The following is a 14,109-nucleotide window of genomic DNA, read 5'->3' on the forward strand; positions in this document are numbered from 1 at the left end:
ATGGCCGCCGGCAAGCCGCGGGCGGTCGTGTTCGACATCGGCCGGGTCCTGATCGAATGGGACCTGCGCCACCTGTTTGCGCCGCTGATCGACGATCCGGCGCGACTTGACTGGTTCCTGGCCAACGTGGTCACGGAAGACTGGCACACGCAACATGATGCGGGTGTCACGCTGGCCGACATGGTGCCGGCGCGGCAGGCGGAATATCCCGACCATGCCGTACTGCTCGACGCCTATCGCGATCGTTTCCTGGAGACGATCCCCGGCGATGTGCCCGGCAGCTTCGCGCTGGTGCAACGTCTGCATGAGCGCGGCGTGCCGCTGTTCGCGCTGACCAATTTCGGCACCGAGTTCTTTGCGCAGTATCGCGCGACGCAGCCGCTGCTGGACCTGTTCCGCGACATCGTCGTTTCCGGTGACGAGCGCTGCATCAAGCCCGACACCGCGATCTACGCCATCGCCGAGCGCCGCTTCGGCCTGCCGGCGGAGGCGTTGTTGTTCACCGACGACAAGCCGGAAAACATCGCCGCCGCTGCCGCGCGCGGCTGGCACACCCATCTGTTCACCGGCGCCGCGGGACTGGAACAGCGGCTGCTGGCGGAAGGTCTGCTGGACTGAGGTCCGATGGCCGGCGGGTTGCCCCGCCCGCTGCTTCACGCATTCGCACTTGCGGCATTGTCCCATGCACGGCAGGCAGGGGCCGTGCCCGTAGCCAGCCTGTCCGCCCCCAAGGCGCGCCTTCCCCTGTTCATCCTGACCGTCTTCACCGGCAGCCTGCTGCTGTTCCTGGTGCAGCCGATGGTCGCGCGCATGGCGCTGCCGCTGCTGGGCGGGGCGCCGGGGGTGTGGAACAGCGCCATGGTGGTGTTCCAGCTGCTGCTGCTGGGCGGCTACCTCTACGCCCATCTGCTGTCACGCTGGCCGGTGCGGCGGCAGGCGCTCGCCCATGTGGCGCTGCTGGCCCTGGCCGGCGTGACCCTGCCGCTGCAGCTGGCCGACCTGCCACCACCGGTGTCCGGCTGGGAGGTCGTGTGGGTGCCGGCCCTGTTCGCGGCCACGGTCGGCCCGGTGTTCCTGCTGCTGTCCGCGCAGTCCAGCCTGATGCAGCGGTGGTATGCCGCCGGGGCGGAGGGGCGTGATCCGTACCGCCTGTATGCCGTGTCCAACCTGGGCAGCTTCGCCGGGCTGATCGCCTACCCCTTCTGGCTGGAGCGGGCCTACGCCGTCAGCGTGCAGACGGGCCTGTGGGCGGCCGGCTATGCGCTGCTGGTGGTCCTGGCGGCGCTCGCCGCTGCCACCCGATGGCATGCGCCGGCGGCGGCGGAGCCGCAGGCCAGGCCCACCGATCCGCTGCCCATGCGCACGATTGCGCTGTGGCTGGCGCTGTCGGCGGTGCCGTCGGGCCTGCTGCTGTCCACCACCACGCTGCTGACCACCGACCTGATGGCCATGCCACTGCTGTGGGTCATCCCGCTTGCCATCTACCTGCTGTCCTTCACCGTCGCCTTTACCGCGGGCGAGAGTATCTGGCTGGCGATTCTCAACCGCTATGCCGCGGTGCTGCTGCTGATGATCGGCGGGCTGGCGATGATCAGCGGCGGGCAGTCCAACCCGGCAGTCGCGCTGGCGATGGTGGCGCTGCTGTTCGTGCTGGCGGTGGCGCTGCACGGCCGGCTGTACCGGCTTCGGCCGGAGCCGGCACGGCTGACGCTGTTCTACCTTGTGCTGGCGACGGGGGGTGCGCTGGGCGGCATCTTCGCCGCGCTGCTGGCGCCGGTGCTGTTCGACTGGGTGTACGAGCATCCGCTGTTGCTGCTCGCCGCGGCGCTGCTGATCCCGCAGGCGGCGCTGGTCAACCGGGTGGGACAGTTCTGGCGTGCGGGCCGCCGGCGCCACCTGCTGGCCGGAGCACTGGTGATCGTCGCCGCCGTGCTGGCCTGGCAGCTGTCGCGGGCGGTGGAGGCGGGCAACGGGGCGGACATCTTCCTGCTCGTCACCGCCATCGTGCTCCTGGGCATGACCGTTACCGGGCACCGTACAGCCTTCGCCGCGATCTTCGCGCTGCTGCTGCTGGGGCATGGCGGAATGTCCACGCTGGCGCTCAGCGCCGGTGGTGGGCGCGTACGCAGCTATTTCGGGGTCTACAGCATCACGAACACGGAAGACGGCCGGCTGCGCCGCCTGAATCATGGCACCACCATGCATGGGGAGCAATGGCTCGAACCGGCGCGGCATCTCGCCCCGACCGGCTATTACGGGCCACAGAGCGGGGTTGGCCTGGCGCTGGCGGCCGCGCAGCCCGAGGCGCGGATCGGCGTGGTCGGGCTGGGGGTGGGCACGCTCGCCTGTTATCGCCGGGGCAGCCAGCGCTGGACGTTCTTCGAGATCGACCCGCAGGTGCTGGCCTATTCGCGCGCCGGGACCTTCACCTTCCTGCGCGATTGCGCGCCGGAGGCCCGCGTGGTGATCGGCGATGCCAGGCTCAGCCTGGCCGGCGCGCCGCCGGGCGGGCTGGACCTGCTGGCGGTCGATGCCTTCAGCTCGGACGCGATCCCCGTCCACCTGCTGACGACGGAGGCCTTCGCCACTTACGGGGCTGCGCTGGCGCCGGACGGCGTGCTGCTGGTGCATATTTCCAACCGCTATTTCGACCTGGCACCGGTGATTGCCGCGCAGGCTGCGGCCGCGGGCTGGGGCGGCGTGCTGCGCGACGATCCGGGCGAGGGGGAGGGATTGAGCCCGTCCATCTGGATCGCCCTGTCGCGCGACCCCGCCACGCTGGAGCGGATGCGTGCAGGCGCGCCCGAGGCGTGGGAGGCGTTGCCGCCGCCCGCGCCCGAGGCCTGGACCGACGATCGTTCGTCCCTGCTGCCGCTGCTGCGGTTCTGACCGGAGTTCCTGCCATGATCATCGTGCATCATCTGGAGAACAGCCGGTCGCAGCGCGTCCTGTGGCTGCTGGAGGAGCTGGGCCTGCCCTATCGGGTACAGCGATACGAGCGTGATCGCCGCACCATGCTGGCACCGCCGGAGCTGAAGGCGGTGCATCCGCTGGGCAAGTCGCCGGTGATCGTGGACGACGATGATGCCGGCGCGACCCAGACGCTGGTGGAGACGGGCGCGATCGTCGAATATCTGGTGGCGAAGGGCGGCGCGCTGGGTCCACCGGCGGAGCGCGAGGCGGCGCTGCAGTACCGCCAGTGGCTGCATTATGCCGAAGGATCGCTGATGCCGCCGCTGCTGCTGAAGCTGGTGCTCGGCCGCGTGCCGCTGTTCGGCAAGGCCGCGCAGAAGAAGGTGCAGCCGATGGTCGACGTGCACCTGGACTATGTGGAGCGGGAGCTGGCGGACCGGCCATGGTTCGCCGGCAATGCGTTTACCGCCGCCGACGTGATGATGAGCTTCCCGCTGGAAGCGGCCCGCAGCCGCGCGGGGCTGGGCGAAAGCCGCCCGGCCACGATGCGCTGGCTGGCCGCTATCCATGCCCGGCCGGCATATCAGGCCGCCTTGAAGGCAGGCGGACCGTACGCCTACGCCTGAGGCAGACGCTTGCGCAGGAAGAAGTGCTTCTGTCCGACAGGATGGTCGTCGAGCGTGCCGAAGATCTCGAAACCCAGCTTCTCGTAGAAGCCGCGCGCCTGGAACTCGTATGTGTCGAGCCAGATGCCGACGCAGCCATTGCTGCGGGCGATAGTTTCGGCCTGATGCATGAGGGCCCTGCCGTAGCCGCCGCCACGATGCTCCTCGGGCACGGCGAGCAGTTCCACGAACAGCCAGTCATAGCCGCACCGGCCCCACAGCCCGCCGACCCGGTTGCCGGCTTCATCGGTCAGCAGGATGGCGACGGGCCGGATCCGCGGATCGCCGGCGTGGCTGACATTGTAGGCGCGCAGCGGCGCCAGCACCGCCTCGCGGTCGAGGTCGGACGGATGATCCGGCGTCGTGATGCGCAGCGTCATGACCATCCCCTCACGCCATCGTCTCCCGCCGGCGATAGCTGAGCGCTTCCGCCACGTGCACGCGGCCGACCTGCTCCGCCCCGGCAAGATCGGCCACGGTGCGGGCTACACGCAGCACGCGGGTATAGGACCGGGCCGACAGGCGCAGCGCCTCGGCCGCCTGCAGCAGCAGCGCCTGGCCGGCTTCGTCCGGGGTGGCGTGCTGTTCCAGGCCGGTGCCCTCCAGTTCCGCATTGGCGCGCACGCCGCGGGCGCGCTGCACCTCGCGCGCGGTCGCCACCCGCTGGGCCACGGTGGCGGTAGGCTCCGCCGCGGCGGGCCCGGCCAGGTCGATGGCGCGCACCGGCTGCACCTCCACATGCATATCGATCCGGTCGAGCATCGGCCCGCTGACCCGCGCCTGGTAGTCAGCCGCGCAGCGCGGGCCACGGCGGCAGCCTTCCGCGCTGCCACAGCGGCACGGGTTCATCGCCGCGATCAGCTGGAACCGTGCGGGATAGCTGACATGGGCGTTGGCGCGCGCCACATCGACGCGGCCGGTCTCCAGCGGCTGCCGCAGCGAATCAAGCACCGGGCGCTGGAATTCCGGCAGTTCGTCCAGGAACAGCACGCCCAGATGCGCCATGCTGATCTCGCCCGGGCGTACCCGCAGACCGCCACCGGTCAGTGCGGCCATGCTGGCGGAATGATGCGGCGCGCGAAATGGCCGCTCCCGGCTGATCCGCCCACCTTCCAGCGCACCGGCGACGGAGGCGACCATCGACACCTCCAGCGCCTCCGCCGGAGAGAGCGGTGGCAGGATGCCGGGCAGGCAGCTGGCGAGCAGGCTCTTGCCCGAGCCTGGCGGCCCGACCATCAGGAGATTGTGATTGCCCGCGGCGGCGATCTCCAGCGCGCGGCGAGCGGTCTCCTGTCCCTTCACCTGCCGCAGGTCCGGCCCTGGCCGGCGCGGCGCCACCTCGCCCGGTGGCGGGGCGGGTAGGGCGGCGGTGCCCTTCAGGTGGTTCAGCAGGCTGACGAGATCCGGCGCGGCGACCACCGGCACGCCGCTGGCCCAGCCGGCTTCCGCGCCCTGTGTCGCCGGGCAGATCAGCCCCTGCGAGGCGCCGCGGGCATGCAGCGCGGCCAGCAGCACGCCGGGGCTGGCGACGATGCGCCCATCCAGCGCCAGCTCGCCCACCGCGACATACTCGCCCAGCTGCTCGGCATCGGTGACGCCCATCGCGGCGAGCAGCGCCAGCGCGATCGGCAGGTCGTAATGCGATCCTTCCTTGGGCAGGTCGGCCGGGGACAGGTTCACGGTGATCCGCTTGGGCGGCAAGGCCAGCCCCATCGCGCTGAGTGCCGCCTGCACCCGTTCGCGGCTTTCGCCGACCGCCTTGTCCGGCAGGCCGACCACGGCAAAGCGCGGCATGCCCGGCGCCAGCTGGCACTGCACCTCGACCGCGCGCGCCTCCAGCCCTAGATAGGCCACCGTCGATACCAGTGCGACCACGTTGTCCCCCTTTGTTCCATGCTTTGTAGCGTGGCAGTCGGCGGTGTCGAGGGGGTCAGGCCACCACCGGCTCCAGCAGTGCGATCGTGCCCGCACCGGCATCGATCCGGCAGCGGGCGCCGACCGGCAGGATCGCCTGCTGCCCGCCATGGCCGAACAGCGGCAGCTGGAACGCCGGAATGCCCAGCGGGGCAAGGTGCTGTTCCAGCACTTCGAACAGGGTGAAGTTGCCGTAGCCGCCGGGATCGGTGCAGTTGGTGCATTGCCCGAACACCACGCCGGCAAGGCGCGGCAGGATGCCGGCCTGGCCCAGTTGCGTCAGCATCCGGTCGATGCGGTACTGCGCCTCGTTGGTCTCCTCCAGAAACAGGATCGCGCCGGTGAAATCAGGCAGCCAGGGCGTGCCGACCAGTGCGGACAGGACAGTCAGATTGCCGCCTAGCAGCGGGCCCTCTGCCGTGCCGGGGCCGAACACGGGCACACGCGCGGCGCGGTCGATCAGTCGGTCCGTTGCCGCGGGCGGCGGGCCGTAGGTGGGGGTGGCGCCATCGAACAGCAGCGCGCGCAGCGGCTCCCAGCTGGAGAGCGGCCAGCTGCCGGCGGCGTTCGGGCCGTGGATCGTCGGGAAGCCCACCCCTTGCGATTGCAGCGCCAGATGCAGCGCGGTGACATCGCTGAAGCCGACCAGCACCTTGGGATCACGGCGGATCGCGGCGTAATCCAGCAGCGGCAGGATCCTCGCCGAGCCCCAGCCACCGCGCACGCTGAATACCAGCCGCACGGCCGGATCGACGAACATCGCATTGATCCCGGCGGCGCGCGCCGCGTCGGTGCCCGCCAGATAGCCATGGCGATCGAGGATGTTGGCGGCGCGCCTCGGCTCCAGCCCCATGGCGCGCATGGCATCTTCCGCCAGCTCCAGCTCGGACCGGTCGGCCAGAAAGCCGGCGGGGGCGACCAGACCCACCACGTCGCCGGCGCGCAGCCGGGGAGCGCGGGTGCGGCGCGGGGATTGCGCCAGCAGCGGCAGGTTGCCGCCCGCCACCATCACCCCGCCCGCACCAAGGGTGCCCAGCATGTGCCTGCGTGAAACCTTCATGCCTGTGAAACCACCCCGATCATGGTTGCGTCCGCGACCGGGCATAGTGCGGTCGCCCAGCCGCCGCCAGCAGCAGAACCGGGCTACAGCTGCAAGATCCATGGGGAATATATGATATTTCACATACGCGAACAGGTCATGAGCGTGCGTTCTCTGCTGTCGCTCCGCTAAGCTTCGCATTCGTGAACATGCTGCTACTATCCATGCGAACCATCCCCTGCTAATCGCGGCGGACAACAGGAATGGGGGTCAGACATGCGGGTTTTTCTCGGCGCGGGCAGTGCCATCCTCTGGGCCATGCTTGCCCAGCCGGTCTTCGCGCAGGCCAGCAGCACCGCTACGCCGGCGAACGACGCCGCCAGCACCGCGGATGGCAATGCGATCATCGTGACCGCCCAGCGCCGGGAGCAGGCGCTGCAGGATGTCAGCGCCGCGATCACCGCAATCGGCACGGACCGTCTGGTGGAGGCGCAGGTCAACAACCTGTCCGACCTGCAGACGATCGTCCCCTCCGTCAATTTCGGCAACGATTTCAATCAGGCCAAGATCTTCATCCGCGGCGTGGGCGCCAACACCTCCACCACCGGCAATGCCACCGGCGTGGCATTGCATGTCGATGGCGCGGTGGTCAGCCGGGCGGAGGCGCAGCTGACCAGCCTGTTCGACCTGGCGCGGGTGGAGGTGCTGCGCGGGCCGCAGGGCACGCTGTATGGCCGCAACGCCACCGGCGGTTCAATCAACCTGATCACCGCCAAGCCGACGCGCACCTTCGAAGGGTATGGCCGGGTCACCTTCGGCAATTACAGCAACCTGATCACCGAGGCGGCGATCAGCGGGCCGATCACCGAAGGCATCGCCTTCCGCATCGCCGGCAAGACGGAAGATCGCGACGGCTTCGGCACCAATCCGGTGACCGGCAACGATGTGGACGACCTCAATCGCCGGATGCTGCGCGGTCACCTGCAGTTCGACCTGGGCACGGCGGCGCAGCTGCTGCTGACAGGCGAGTATTTCCGGCAGGACGATCATTCGGGCGCGGTGCATTACCTGGCCGCGTCCTTCCCGAACGTGGCCCGGCTCGCCCCGCTGGGCGTGGGCGGGTATGCCACGCGGCCGCGCGACCTGGCCTCCGAAGTGGATGTCGGCACCGACACCGAAAGCTACAGCTTCACCGGCACGCTGAACGTGGACATCAGCGACACGCTGAGCCTGACCAACATCGCCAATTACCGCAAGTTCGACACCTCGCTGTTCCAGGACCTGGATCTGTCCGGCGTGATCAACAGCCTGCAGACGACCGGGCAGGCGACCACCGTGCAGGAGCGGCGGATCGACAGCGAGCAGTACAGCAACGAGCTGCAGCTGAACTACTCCGTCGATTTCCTCGACCTGATCGTGGGCGGGTTCTACTTCCATGAACGCCAGCGTCCGATCGACAATGTCGGCCTGTCGCGCCGCAACGGCATGGCCAGCAACATTCCGCTGCTGCGGGCCGCCGGCATCGATCTGGCGGAAGCTTATGCCCTCTGCGGCTATTCCCCGGATGACGTGACCGGCGGCAGCACGGTGATCGCGCCCAAGCGCGTCTGCACCCGGTCGAACCTCGGCACCGATGCCTATGCCGTCTTCGGGCAGGCCAATATCGGGCTGGGCCTGCTGAGCCCGGCGCTGGAAAGCCTGACCCTCAAGCTGGGCGGCCGCTACAGCCACGAGAAGATCGACAGCGCCAACCCGTCCATAGTGATCGCCGGCGGCGGCCGCGGACCGGTGATCCGCTACACCACCGAAGGCACGTTCCGGGAACGCAGCTTCAGCGACTTCACGCCCGAAGTCGGGCTGGAATGGCGGGCCATGCCGGACCTGCTGGTCTATTACACCTATGCCGAAGGCTTCAAGGCGGGCAGCGGCGAGAACTCGGCCGGCAGCACCACCATCGTCGATCCGGAGACGATCCAGAACCACGAGCTGGGCATCAAGGCCACGCTGGCGAACGGCTTCGCCATCAACCTGGCGGCCTACACCTACGACCTGCAGGGCTTGCAGCTGAACAAGACGATCTCCGGCGGACCTACCGGGTACCAGACGATCTTCCAGAACGCGGCGGAGACCACCGCCAAGGGGTTCGAGCTGGACCTGTTCGGCCGCCTCACGCCGGAGTTCCGCATCAGCGCCGCGGTCGCCTACACCGATGCCAAGTTCCAGGACTACCTGACGCTGGACCCGTTGAACCCGGTCAACATTCTGACGCCGGGCACACCCGCCTACAATCCGGTGACCAACCCGAACCCGACCGCCTTCGGCGCGCCGGGCGGCGGGGACATCCAGCTAGCCGGCAACCAGCTGCGCAACACGCCGCGATGGGCGTGGAATTTCCACGCCGAGCACGATTTCGATCTGGCCGGCGGCGTGCTGACCGCGATGGGCGACGTCTCCTACAAGAGCCGGACCTACTTCACGGAGTTCGAGCGCGAGATCGAGAGCACGGCGGCTTACGCGATGGTGGACGCCTCGCTGAACTGGGCTGCGGGCGACGACGGCATCCGGCTGCAGGCCTGGGTGCGCAACCTCACCAATGTGGACCGGGTGGGCAGCACCTTCGCGCTGGCGACCGGGCGGCTGCTGGGGGCCACCTACCTGCCGCCGCGTACCTACGGCGTGACGGTGGGCTACAGCTTCTGAGATAAGGGGCGCGCGCGGCCGAAGCTGCGCGGGCTTCCTTCGACAGGCTCAGGACGGGTGGAGACCATCAACCCAGCTCATGCCGAGCCTGTCGAAGCACCCGATGGCGGCGCTAGCGCTCCGTAGCCGGCACGGCGTCGGGCGCCAGCATGCCGCCACCCAGCGCCACATACAGCACGACCGCATTGGCACGGTAGGCGCGGCGGGTGGTCAGCAGCGCCTGCTGTGCGGTGAACAGGCTGCGTTCGGCATCCAGCACTTCCAGGAAATCCGCCACGCCTTCGCGGTAACGTAGCCGGGCGATGTTGGCGATCTCCTCCTGCGCCACGACGCCGCGCTCCAGCGTGCGGACCTGTTCCGCCAGCCAGCGGCGGCCGGCCAGGGCATCTGACACTTCACGGAACGCGTTCTGCACGGCGAGGTCGTATTGCGCGACCTCTTCCACCTCGCGGGCGCGGGCGAAGTCCAGCTGCCCTTCGCGGGCACCCCAGTCGAAGATCGGCAGGTTGATCGACGGGCCGAACGACCAGGCCTGGTTGCTGCCGGTGAACAGGTTGTCCAGCTCGACCGAGGAGAAGCCGAAGCTGCCGGTCAGCGAGATGGACGGGAAGAACGCCGCGCGCGCCGCGCCGATATTGGCCCGGGCCGCACGCAGTTCCTCTTCTGCCTGGATGATGTCCGGCCGGGCCAGCAGCAGGTCGGACGGCAGGCCGGCATCGATCTCCAGCCCGTTCTCCTGCTCGTTCAGGGTCAGCCCGGCGGGCAGGATGCCGGGCACGCGGCCGCCGACCAGCACGGCCAGCTGGTTGGTCAGCTGCGCTTCGGTCAGTTCCTGCGCCTGCACCTGCTGTTCGGCCTGCGTCAGCAGCGCTTCCGCCTGGCGGGTGGGCAGGGCGCTTTCGACACCCGAGTTCAGGCGCAGTTCGGCAATGCGCAGGCCTTCGCGGCGGCTGTCGGCGGTCTGCCGGGCAAGTGCGATCTGCTCCTGCGTCTCCACCAGCTGGTAATAGGTTTCGGCCACGTCGCCGATCAGGGACAGGTAGAAGGCGCGCTGTGCGGCCTCAGTCGACAGATAGGTGGCGCGCGCCGCCTCCGACAGGTTGGCGACCCGGCCCCAGAAGTCGAGCTCGAACGAGGTCACGCCGACATTGACGTCGAACCGGTTCAGCGTGATCGAGCTGGGCGGATCGGCCACGACTTCGCCGCCGTCGCCCGGCTGATCCGTGACCGGGGCCGTGCCGAAGCCGGGGATGGTGCCCAGCGGCGTGCGCGAACGGGCGGCGGAGCCGTTCACGCCCACGGTCGGCAGGCGGGCGGCATCCTGGATGCGGTACTGCGCCCGTGCCTGTTCGATCCGCGCGGTGGCGGCGAGCAGGTTGCGGTTGTTCAGCAGCGCGGTTGCGATCAGCCCTTCCAGCCGCGGATCGACGAAGAAGTCGCGCCACGGCAGCCGGCTGGCGACCACGCTGCCATCGGGCTGGTAGGCCGGATCATAGGCCGGTTCGGTCGTCAGGCCCGGACGCGCATGATCGGGCGCCAGATTGACGCAGCCGGCCAGCGCCAGCGCCAGCAGGCTGGTGGTGGCGAGATTGCGGCGGCGGATCATGCGGGTTCTCCTGCCGGGCGGGCGCCGGGACCTTGCGGCCCGGCCGGACCCTGCCCGGGATTGTGGTCGTCGATCTCCCCGGCGGCGGCGGGCTGCTTGCGGCTGAGATACTTGCGCACCAGCAGGTACAGCACCGGGATCACGAAGATGCCGATGGCGGTGGCCGCGATCATGCCGCCCATCACGCCCGTACCCACCGCGATGCGGCTGGCGGCGCCGGCGCCGGAGGCAATCACCAGCGGGACCATGCCCAGGATGAAGGCGAGCGAGGTCATGATGATCGGGCGCAGGCGCAGCTTGGCCGCTTCCTTGACCGACTGCATCACGCTCTCGCCGCGCGCCTCCTCCTCGATCGCGAACTCCACGATCAGGATCGCGTTCTTGGCGGCAAGGCCGATGATCGTGATGAGGCCCACGTTGAAGTAGACGTCGGCCGACAGCCCCCGGATCATGGAGAACACCACGGAGCCGAGCACGCCGGCCGGCACGATCAGCAGCACGGACAGGGGCACCGCCCAGCTTTCGTACAAGGCCGCCAGCAGCAGGAACACCACCACGACGGACAGGCCCAGCAGCAGGCCGATCTGCCCGCCAGCCTGCTTTTCCTCGAACGACAGGCCGGTCCACTGATAGCCGATGCCCGGCGGCAGCTCGGCCGCCAGCCGCTCCATCTCGTCCAGCGCCGCGCCGGAGGATCCGCCGGGTACCGCCTCGCCCGACAGGGTCAGCGCGGGGTAGCCGTTGTAACGGGTCAGGGTCGGCGGGGCGGCGGTCCATTCCACGGTGGCGAAGGTGCTGAATGGCACCAGGTCGCCATCCTGATTCGGTACCTGCAGGGCGAGCACGTCGTCCGGCGTCATGCGATAGGGCGCATCGGCCTGCACCATGACGCGCAGCACCCGGCCCTGCCGGGTGAAGTCGTTGGCATAGGCGGAACCGAAGGTTATGGACAAGGCGGCGTTCACATCGCTGATGGCCAGGCCCAGCGCCCGCGCCTGCACCCGGTCGATGTTGACGCGCAGCTGCGGTGTCGGGGCCTGTTCCTCCGGCCGCAGATTGGTGACCACATCGCTTTGCGCAGCGGCGCCCAGCAGCTGGTCGCGCGCCGCGGTCAGCGTCGCGCGGCCGACACCCTGCTGGTCCACCAGCTTCAGCTGGAAACCGCTGGCATTGCCCAGCGCCGCGATCGGCGGCCGCTGGATCGCGAAGGCGAGGCCCTGGTCCAGCTGCATCAGCCGGCCCATGGCTCGTCCGACCAGCGCGCCGGCGCTGCTTTCCGGCGCGGTGCGTTCGTCCCACGGAGTCAGCTGCACGAACATCAGGGCGTTGTTCTGACCTTGGCCATAAAAGCTGAAGCCACGGATCGTGAAGAAGTCGCGCACTTCCGGCGACTCCTTCAGGAAGGCTTCGACCTGCGCGATCGTGGCGTCGGTCCGCTCCTCCGTCGATCCGGGCGGTGCCTGGACGACCACCAGCATCTCGCCCTGATCCTCCGTCGGCAGGAAGGAGGTGGGCAGGCGCATGAACAGCAGGATCGTCAGAGCGCAGACCGCTAGGAATGCTGCCATGGCGATCAGCGGGCGGGACAGGATGCGATCGTTGGCCCGGCCATACTTGTCCGTCATCCGCCCGAACCAGATGTTGAACTTGCCCAGGAAGCGCTTCGCGCCATTGACGACGCGATCCATCCGGCCGCGCCAGCCGGCGCGGACCGGCGCCTGCTGTTCCGGCACCACGCCTTCGTCGCCCGCCGGCCCGTGCTTGGCGGGCGCAGGCTTCAGGAAGGTCGCGCACAGGGCCGGGGTCAGGGTCAGCGCCATCAATGCGGAGAAGAAGATGGAGATCGCCAGCGTGACGGAGAACTGGCGGTAGATGCCACCGGTCGATCCGGGGAAGAAGGCCATCGGCACGAACACCGCGATCAGCACCAGCGTGATGCCGATGATGGCGCCGGTGATCTGGTCCATCGCCTTGCGGGTCGCCCGCACCGGGTCCAGCCCTTCATCGTGCATGATCCGCTCGACATTCTCGATCACCACGATCGCGTCGTCGACCAGGATGCCGATCGCCAGCACCATGCTGAACAATGTCAGCGTGTTGATGGAGAAACCGGCGAGCCACAGCCCCAGGCAGGCGCCGCACAGCGCGATCGGCACGACCAGCGTCGGGATCACGGTGGAGCGCCAGTTCTGCAGGAACAGGAACATGACGAGGAAGACCAGCAGCATGGCCTCCGCCAGCGTCTTGACCACTTCCTCGATCGAGATGGTGACGAACGGGGTGGTGTCGTACGGAATGCTCCAGGCGACATCCCCCGGCAGGGTGCCGCCCAGTTCCTCCATCCGGGTGCGGATGCCTTCCGACGTGTCCAGCGCGTTGGCGCCGGTTGCCAGCTGGATGCCCATTCCGGCCACCGGCTGCTGGTTCAGGGTGGAACTGAAGCCATAGGTGAACGCACCGATCTCCACCCGGGCCACATCGCCCACCCGGACGATGGCACCACCCGTTTCGGAGCGGAGGATGATGTTCTCGAATTCCTCCACCGCCGAGAAGCGGTTCTGCGTGACGATGGTGGCGTTGATCTGCTGACCGTCGACATAGGGCTTCGCACCCAGCTGGCCGCCGGCGGTCTGCGTGTTCTGTTCCTGCACGGCCTGCAGCACGGCGAGCGGCGACAGGTTGAAGGAGGCAAGCTTCTGCGGATCGAGCCAGATGCGCATGGCATATTCGGAGCTGAACAGCTGGATGTCACCGACGCCCGGGACGCGGCGCAATTCGTCCAGCACCTGCTGCGTGGCCACGTTGCCCAGATCGATACCGCTCATCTGCCCGCTGCGGCTGGTCAGGGCGACCACCTGCAGGAAGCTGCTGTTCGACTGGCGTACGGTGATGCCGTTGCGGCGCACGTCCTCCGGCAGGCGCGCCTCGACCGTGCTCAGCCGGTTCTGCACATCGGTCTGCGCGATGTCGATGTCCGAGCCGGCCTCGAACGTCACGGTGATGGTGGCGGTGCCGCTCGATTCGCTGCTGCTGTTCATGTACAGCAGGCCGTCCACGCCGTTCAGCTGCTGCTCGATCACCTGGGTGACGTTCTGCTCCAGCGTGCCGGCGTCGGCGCCGGGATAGGTCGCGGTGATCTGCAGCGCAGGCGGGGCGATATCAGGATATTGCTCGATCGGCAGGGCGCGCATGGCGATGATGCCGGACAGCAGGATGCCCAGCGCGATGACCCATGCGAAGATGGGCCGGTCGATGAAGAACCGTGACATGGA

9 protein-coding genes are annotated in these 14,109 nt (G+C 68.8%); 4 read left to right on the plus strand and 5 right to left on the minus strand.

Annotated elements, in window-relative coordinates:
* From PK98_RS14305 to PK98_RS14315, 3 genes are all read left to right on the plus strand, one after another.
* Complete coding sequence (locus tag PK98_RS14305; RefSeq protein ID WP_039097474.1) at positions 1-618, plus strand: HAD family hydrolase; 618 nt, start codon at positions 1-3, stop codon at positions 616-618.
* 84 nt (positions 619-702) lie between these two features.
* Positions 703-2,889: a spermidine synthase gene (locus tag PK98_RS14310; protein ID WP_039097765.1), complete on the plus strand. Its 2,187-nt coding sequence runs from the start codon at positions 703-705 to the stop codon at positions 2,887-2,889.
* A 14-nt stretch (positions 2,890-2,903) separates the two neighbouring features.
* On the plus strand, positions 2,904-3,539 hold the full coding sequence (locus PK98_RS14315) for a glutathione S-transferase family protein (RefSeq protein WP_039097475.1): 636 nt from the start codon (positions 2,904-2,906) through the stop codon (positions 3,537-3,539).
* Here the strand turns inward: PK98_RS14315 and PK98_RS14320 are convergent.
* Genes PK98_RS14320 through PK98_RS14330 form a run of 3 tightly spaced genes read right to left on the minus strand, consistent with a single transcriptional unit; the run spans position 3,530 to position 6,531 of the window.
* The gene (locus PK98_RS14320; protein WP_039097766.1) at positions 3,530-3,958 is read right to left on the minus strand and encodes a GNAT family N-acetyltransferase; all 429 of its coding nucleotides are present in this window, start codon (positions 3,956-3,958) and stop codon (positions 3,530-3,532) included. The two genes, PK98_RS14315 and PK98_RS14320, sit on opposite strands and share 10 nt — an antisense overlap.
* Positions 3,959-3,968: 10 nt before the next feature.
* Positions 3,969-5,453, minus strand: a complete 1,485-nt coding sequence (locus PK98_RS14325; protein ID WP_039097476.1) for a YifB family Mg chelatase-like AAA ATPase — start codon at positions 5,451-5,453, stop codon at positions 3,969-3,971.
* 55 nt (positions 5,454-5,508) lie between these two features.
* Positions 5,509-6,531: a S66 peptidase family protein gene (locus PK98_RS14330; protein WP_407637627.1), complete on the minus strand. Its 1,023-nt coding sequence runs from the start codon at positions 6,529-6,531 to the stop codon at positions 5,509-5,511.
* A 276-nt stretch (positions 6,532-6,807) separates the two neighbouring features.
* Between PK98_RS14330 and PK98_RS14335 the strand changes: the two genes are divergently transcribed.
* Positions 6,808-9,231 carry a TonB-dependent receptor gene (locus PK98_RS14335; RefSeq protein ID WP_039097477.1) on the plus strand — a complete coding sequence of 808 codons (2,424 nt, stop codon included), beginning with the start codon at positions 6,808-6,810 and terminating at the stop codon, positions 9,229-9,231.
* Between the two features lie 112 nt (positions 9,232-9,343).
* On the opposite strand, the gene PK98_RS14340 is transcribed toward PK98_RS14335, so the two are convergent.
* Positions 9,344-10,837: an efflux transporter outer membrane subunit gene (locus PK98_RS14340; RefSeq protein ID WP_039097478.1), complete on the minus strand. Its 1,494-nt coding sequence runs from the start codon at positions 10,835-10,837 to the stop codon at positions 9,344-9,346.
* Positions 10,834-14,106, minus strand: a complete 3,273-nt coding sequence (locus PK98_RS14345) for an efflux RND transporter permease subunit (protein ID WP_039097479.1) — start codon at positions 14,104-14,106, stop codon at positions 10,834-10,836. Before PK98_RS14345 ends, PK98_RS14340 begins: the two co-directional genes overlap by 4 nt.
* Positions 14,107-14,109 lie beyond the last annotated feature (3 nt).

The organism is Croceibacterium mercuriale (genome assembly GCF_000802385.1).
GTDB classification, from domain to species: domain Bacteria; phylum Pseudomonadota; class Alphaproteobacteria; order Sphingomonadales; family Sphingomonadaceae; genus Croceibacterium; species Croceibacterium mercuriale.

Excerpts from the sequence above, each read along its gene's own strand:
- PK98_RS14305 (WP_039097474.1), top strand. The coding sequence starts at position 1 with ATGGCCGCCGGCAAGCCGCGGGCGGTCGTGTTCGACATCGGCCGGGTC.
- PK98_RS14315 (WP_039097475.1), top strand. The coding sequence starts at position 2,904 with ATGATCATCGTGCATCATCTGGAGAACAGCCGGTCGCAGCGCGTCCTG.
- PK98_RS14320 (WP_039097766.1), bottom strand. The coding sequence starts at position 3,958 with ATGACGCTGCGCATCACGACGCCGGATCATCCGTCCGACCTCGACCGC.
- PK98_RS14330 (WP_407637627.1), bottom strand. The coding sequence starts at position 6,531 with ATGCTGGGCACCCTTGGTGCGGGCGGGGTGATGGTGGCGGGCGGCAAC.
- PK98_RS14335 (WP_039097477.1), top strand. The coding sequence starts at position 6,808 with ATGCGGGTTTTTCTCGGCGCGGGCAGTGCCATCCTCTGGGCCATGCTT.
- PK98_RS14340 (WP_039097478.1), bottom strand. The coding sequence starts at position 10,837 with ATGATCCGCCGCCGCAATCTCGCCACCACCAGCCTGCTGGCGCTGGCG.
- PK98_RS14345 (WP_039097479.1), bottom strand. The coding sequence starts at position 14,106 with ATGTCACGGTTCTTCATCGACCGGCCCATCTTCGCATGGGTCATCGCG.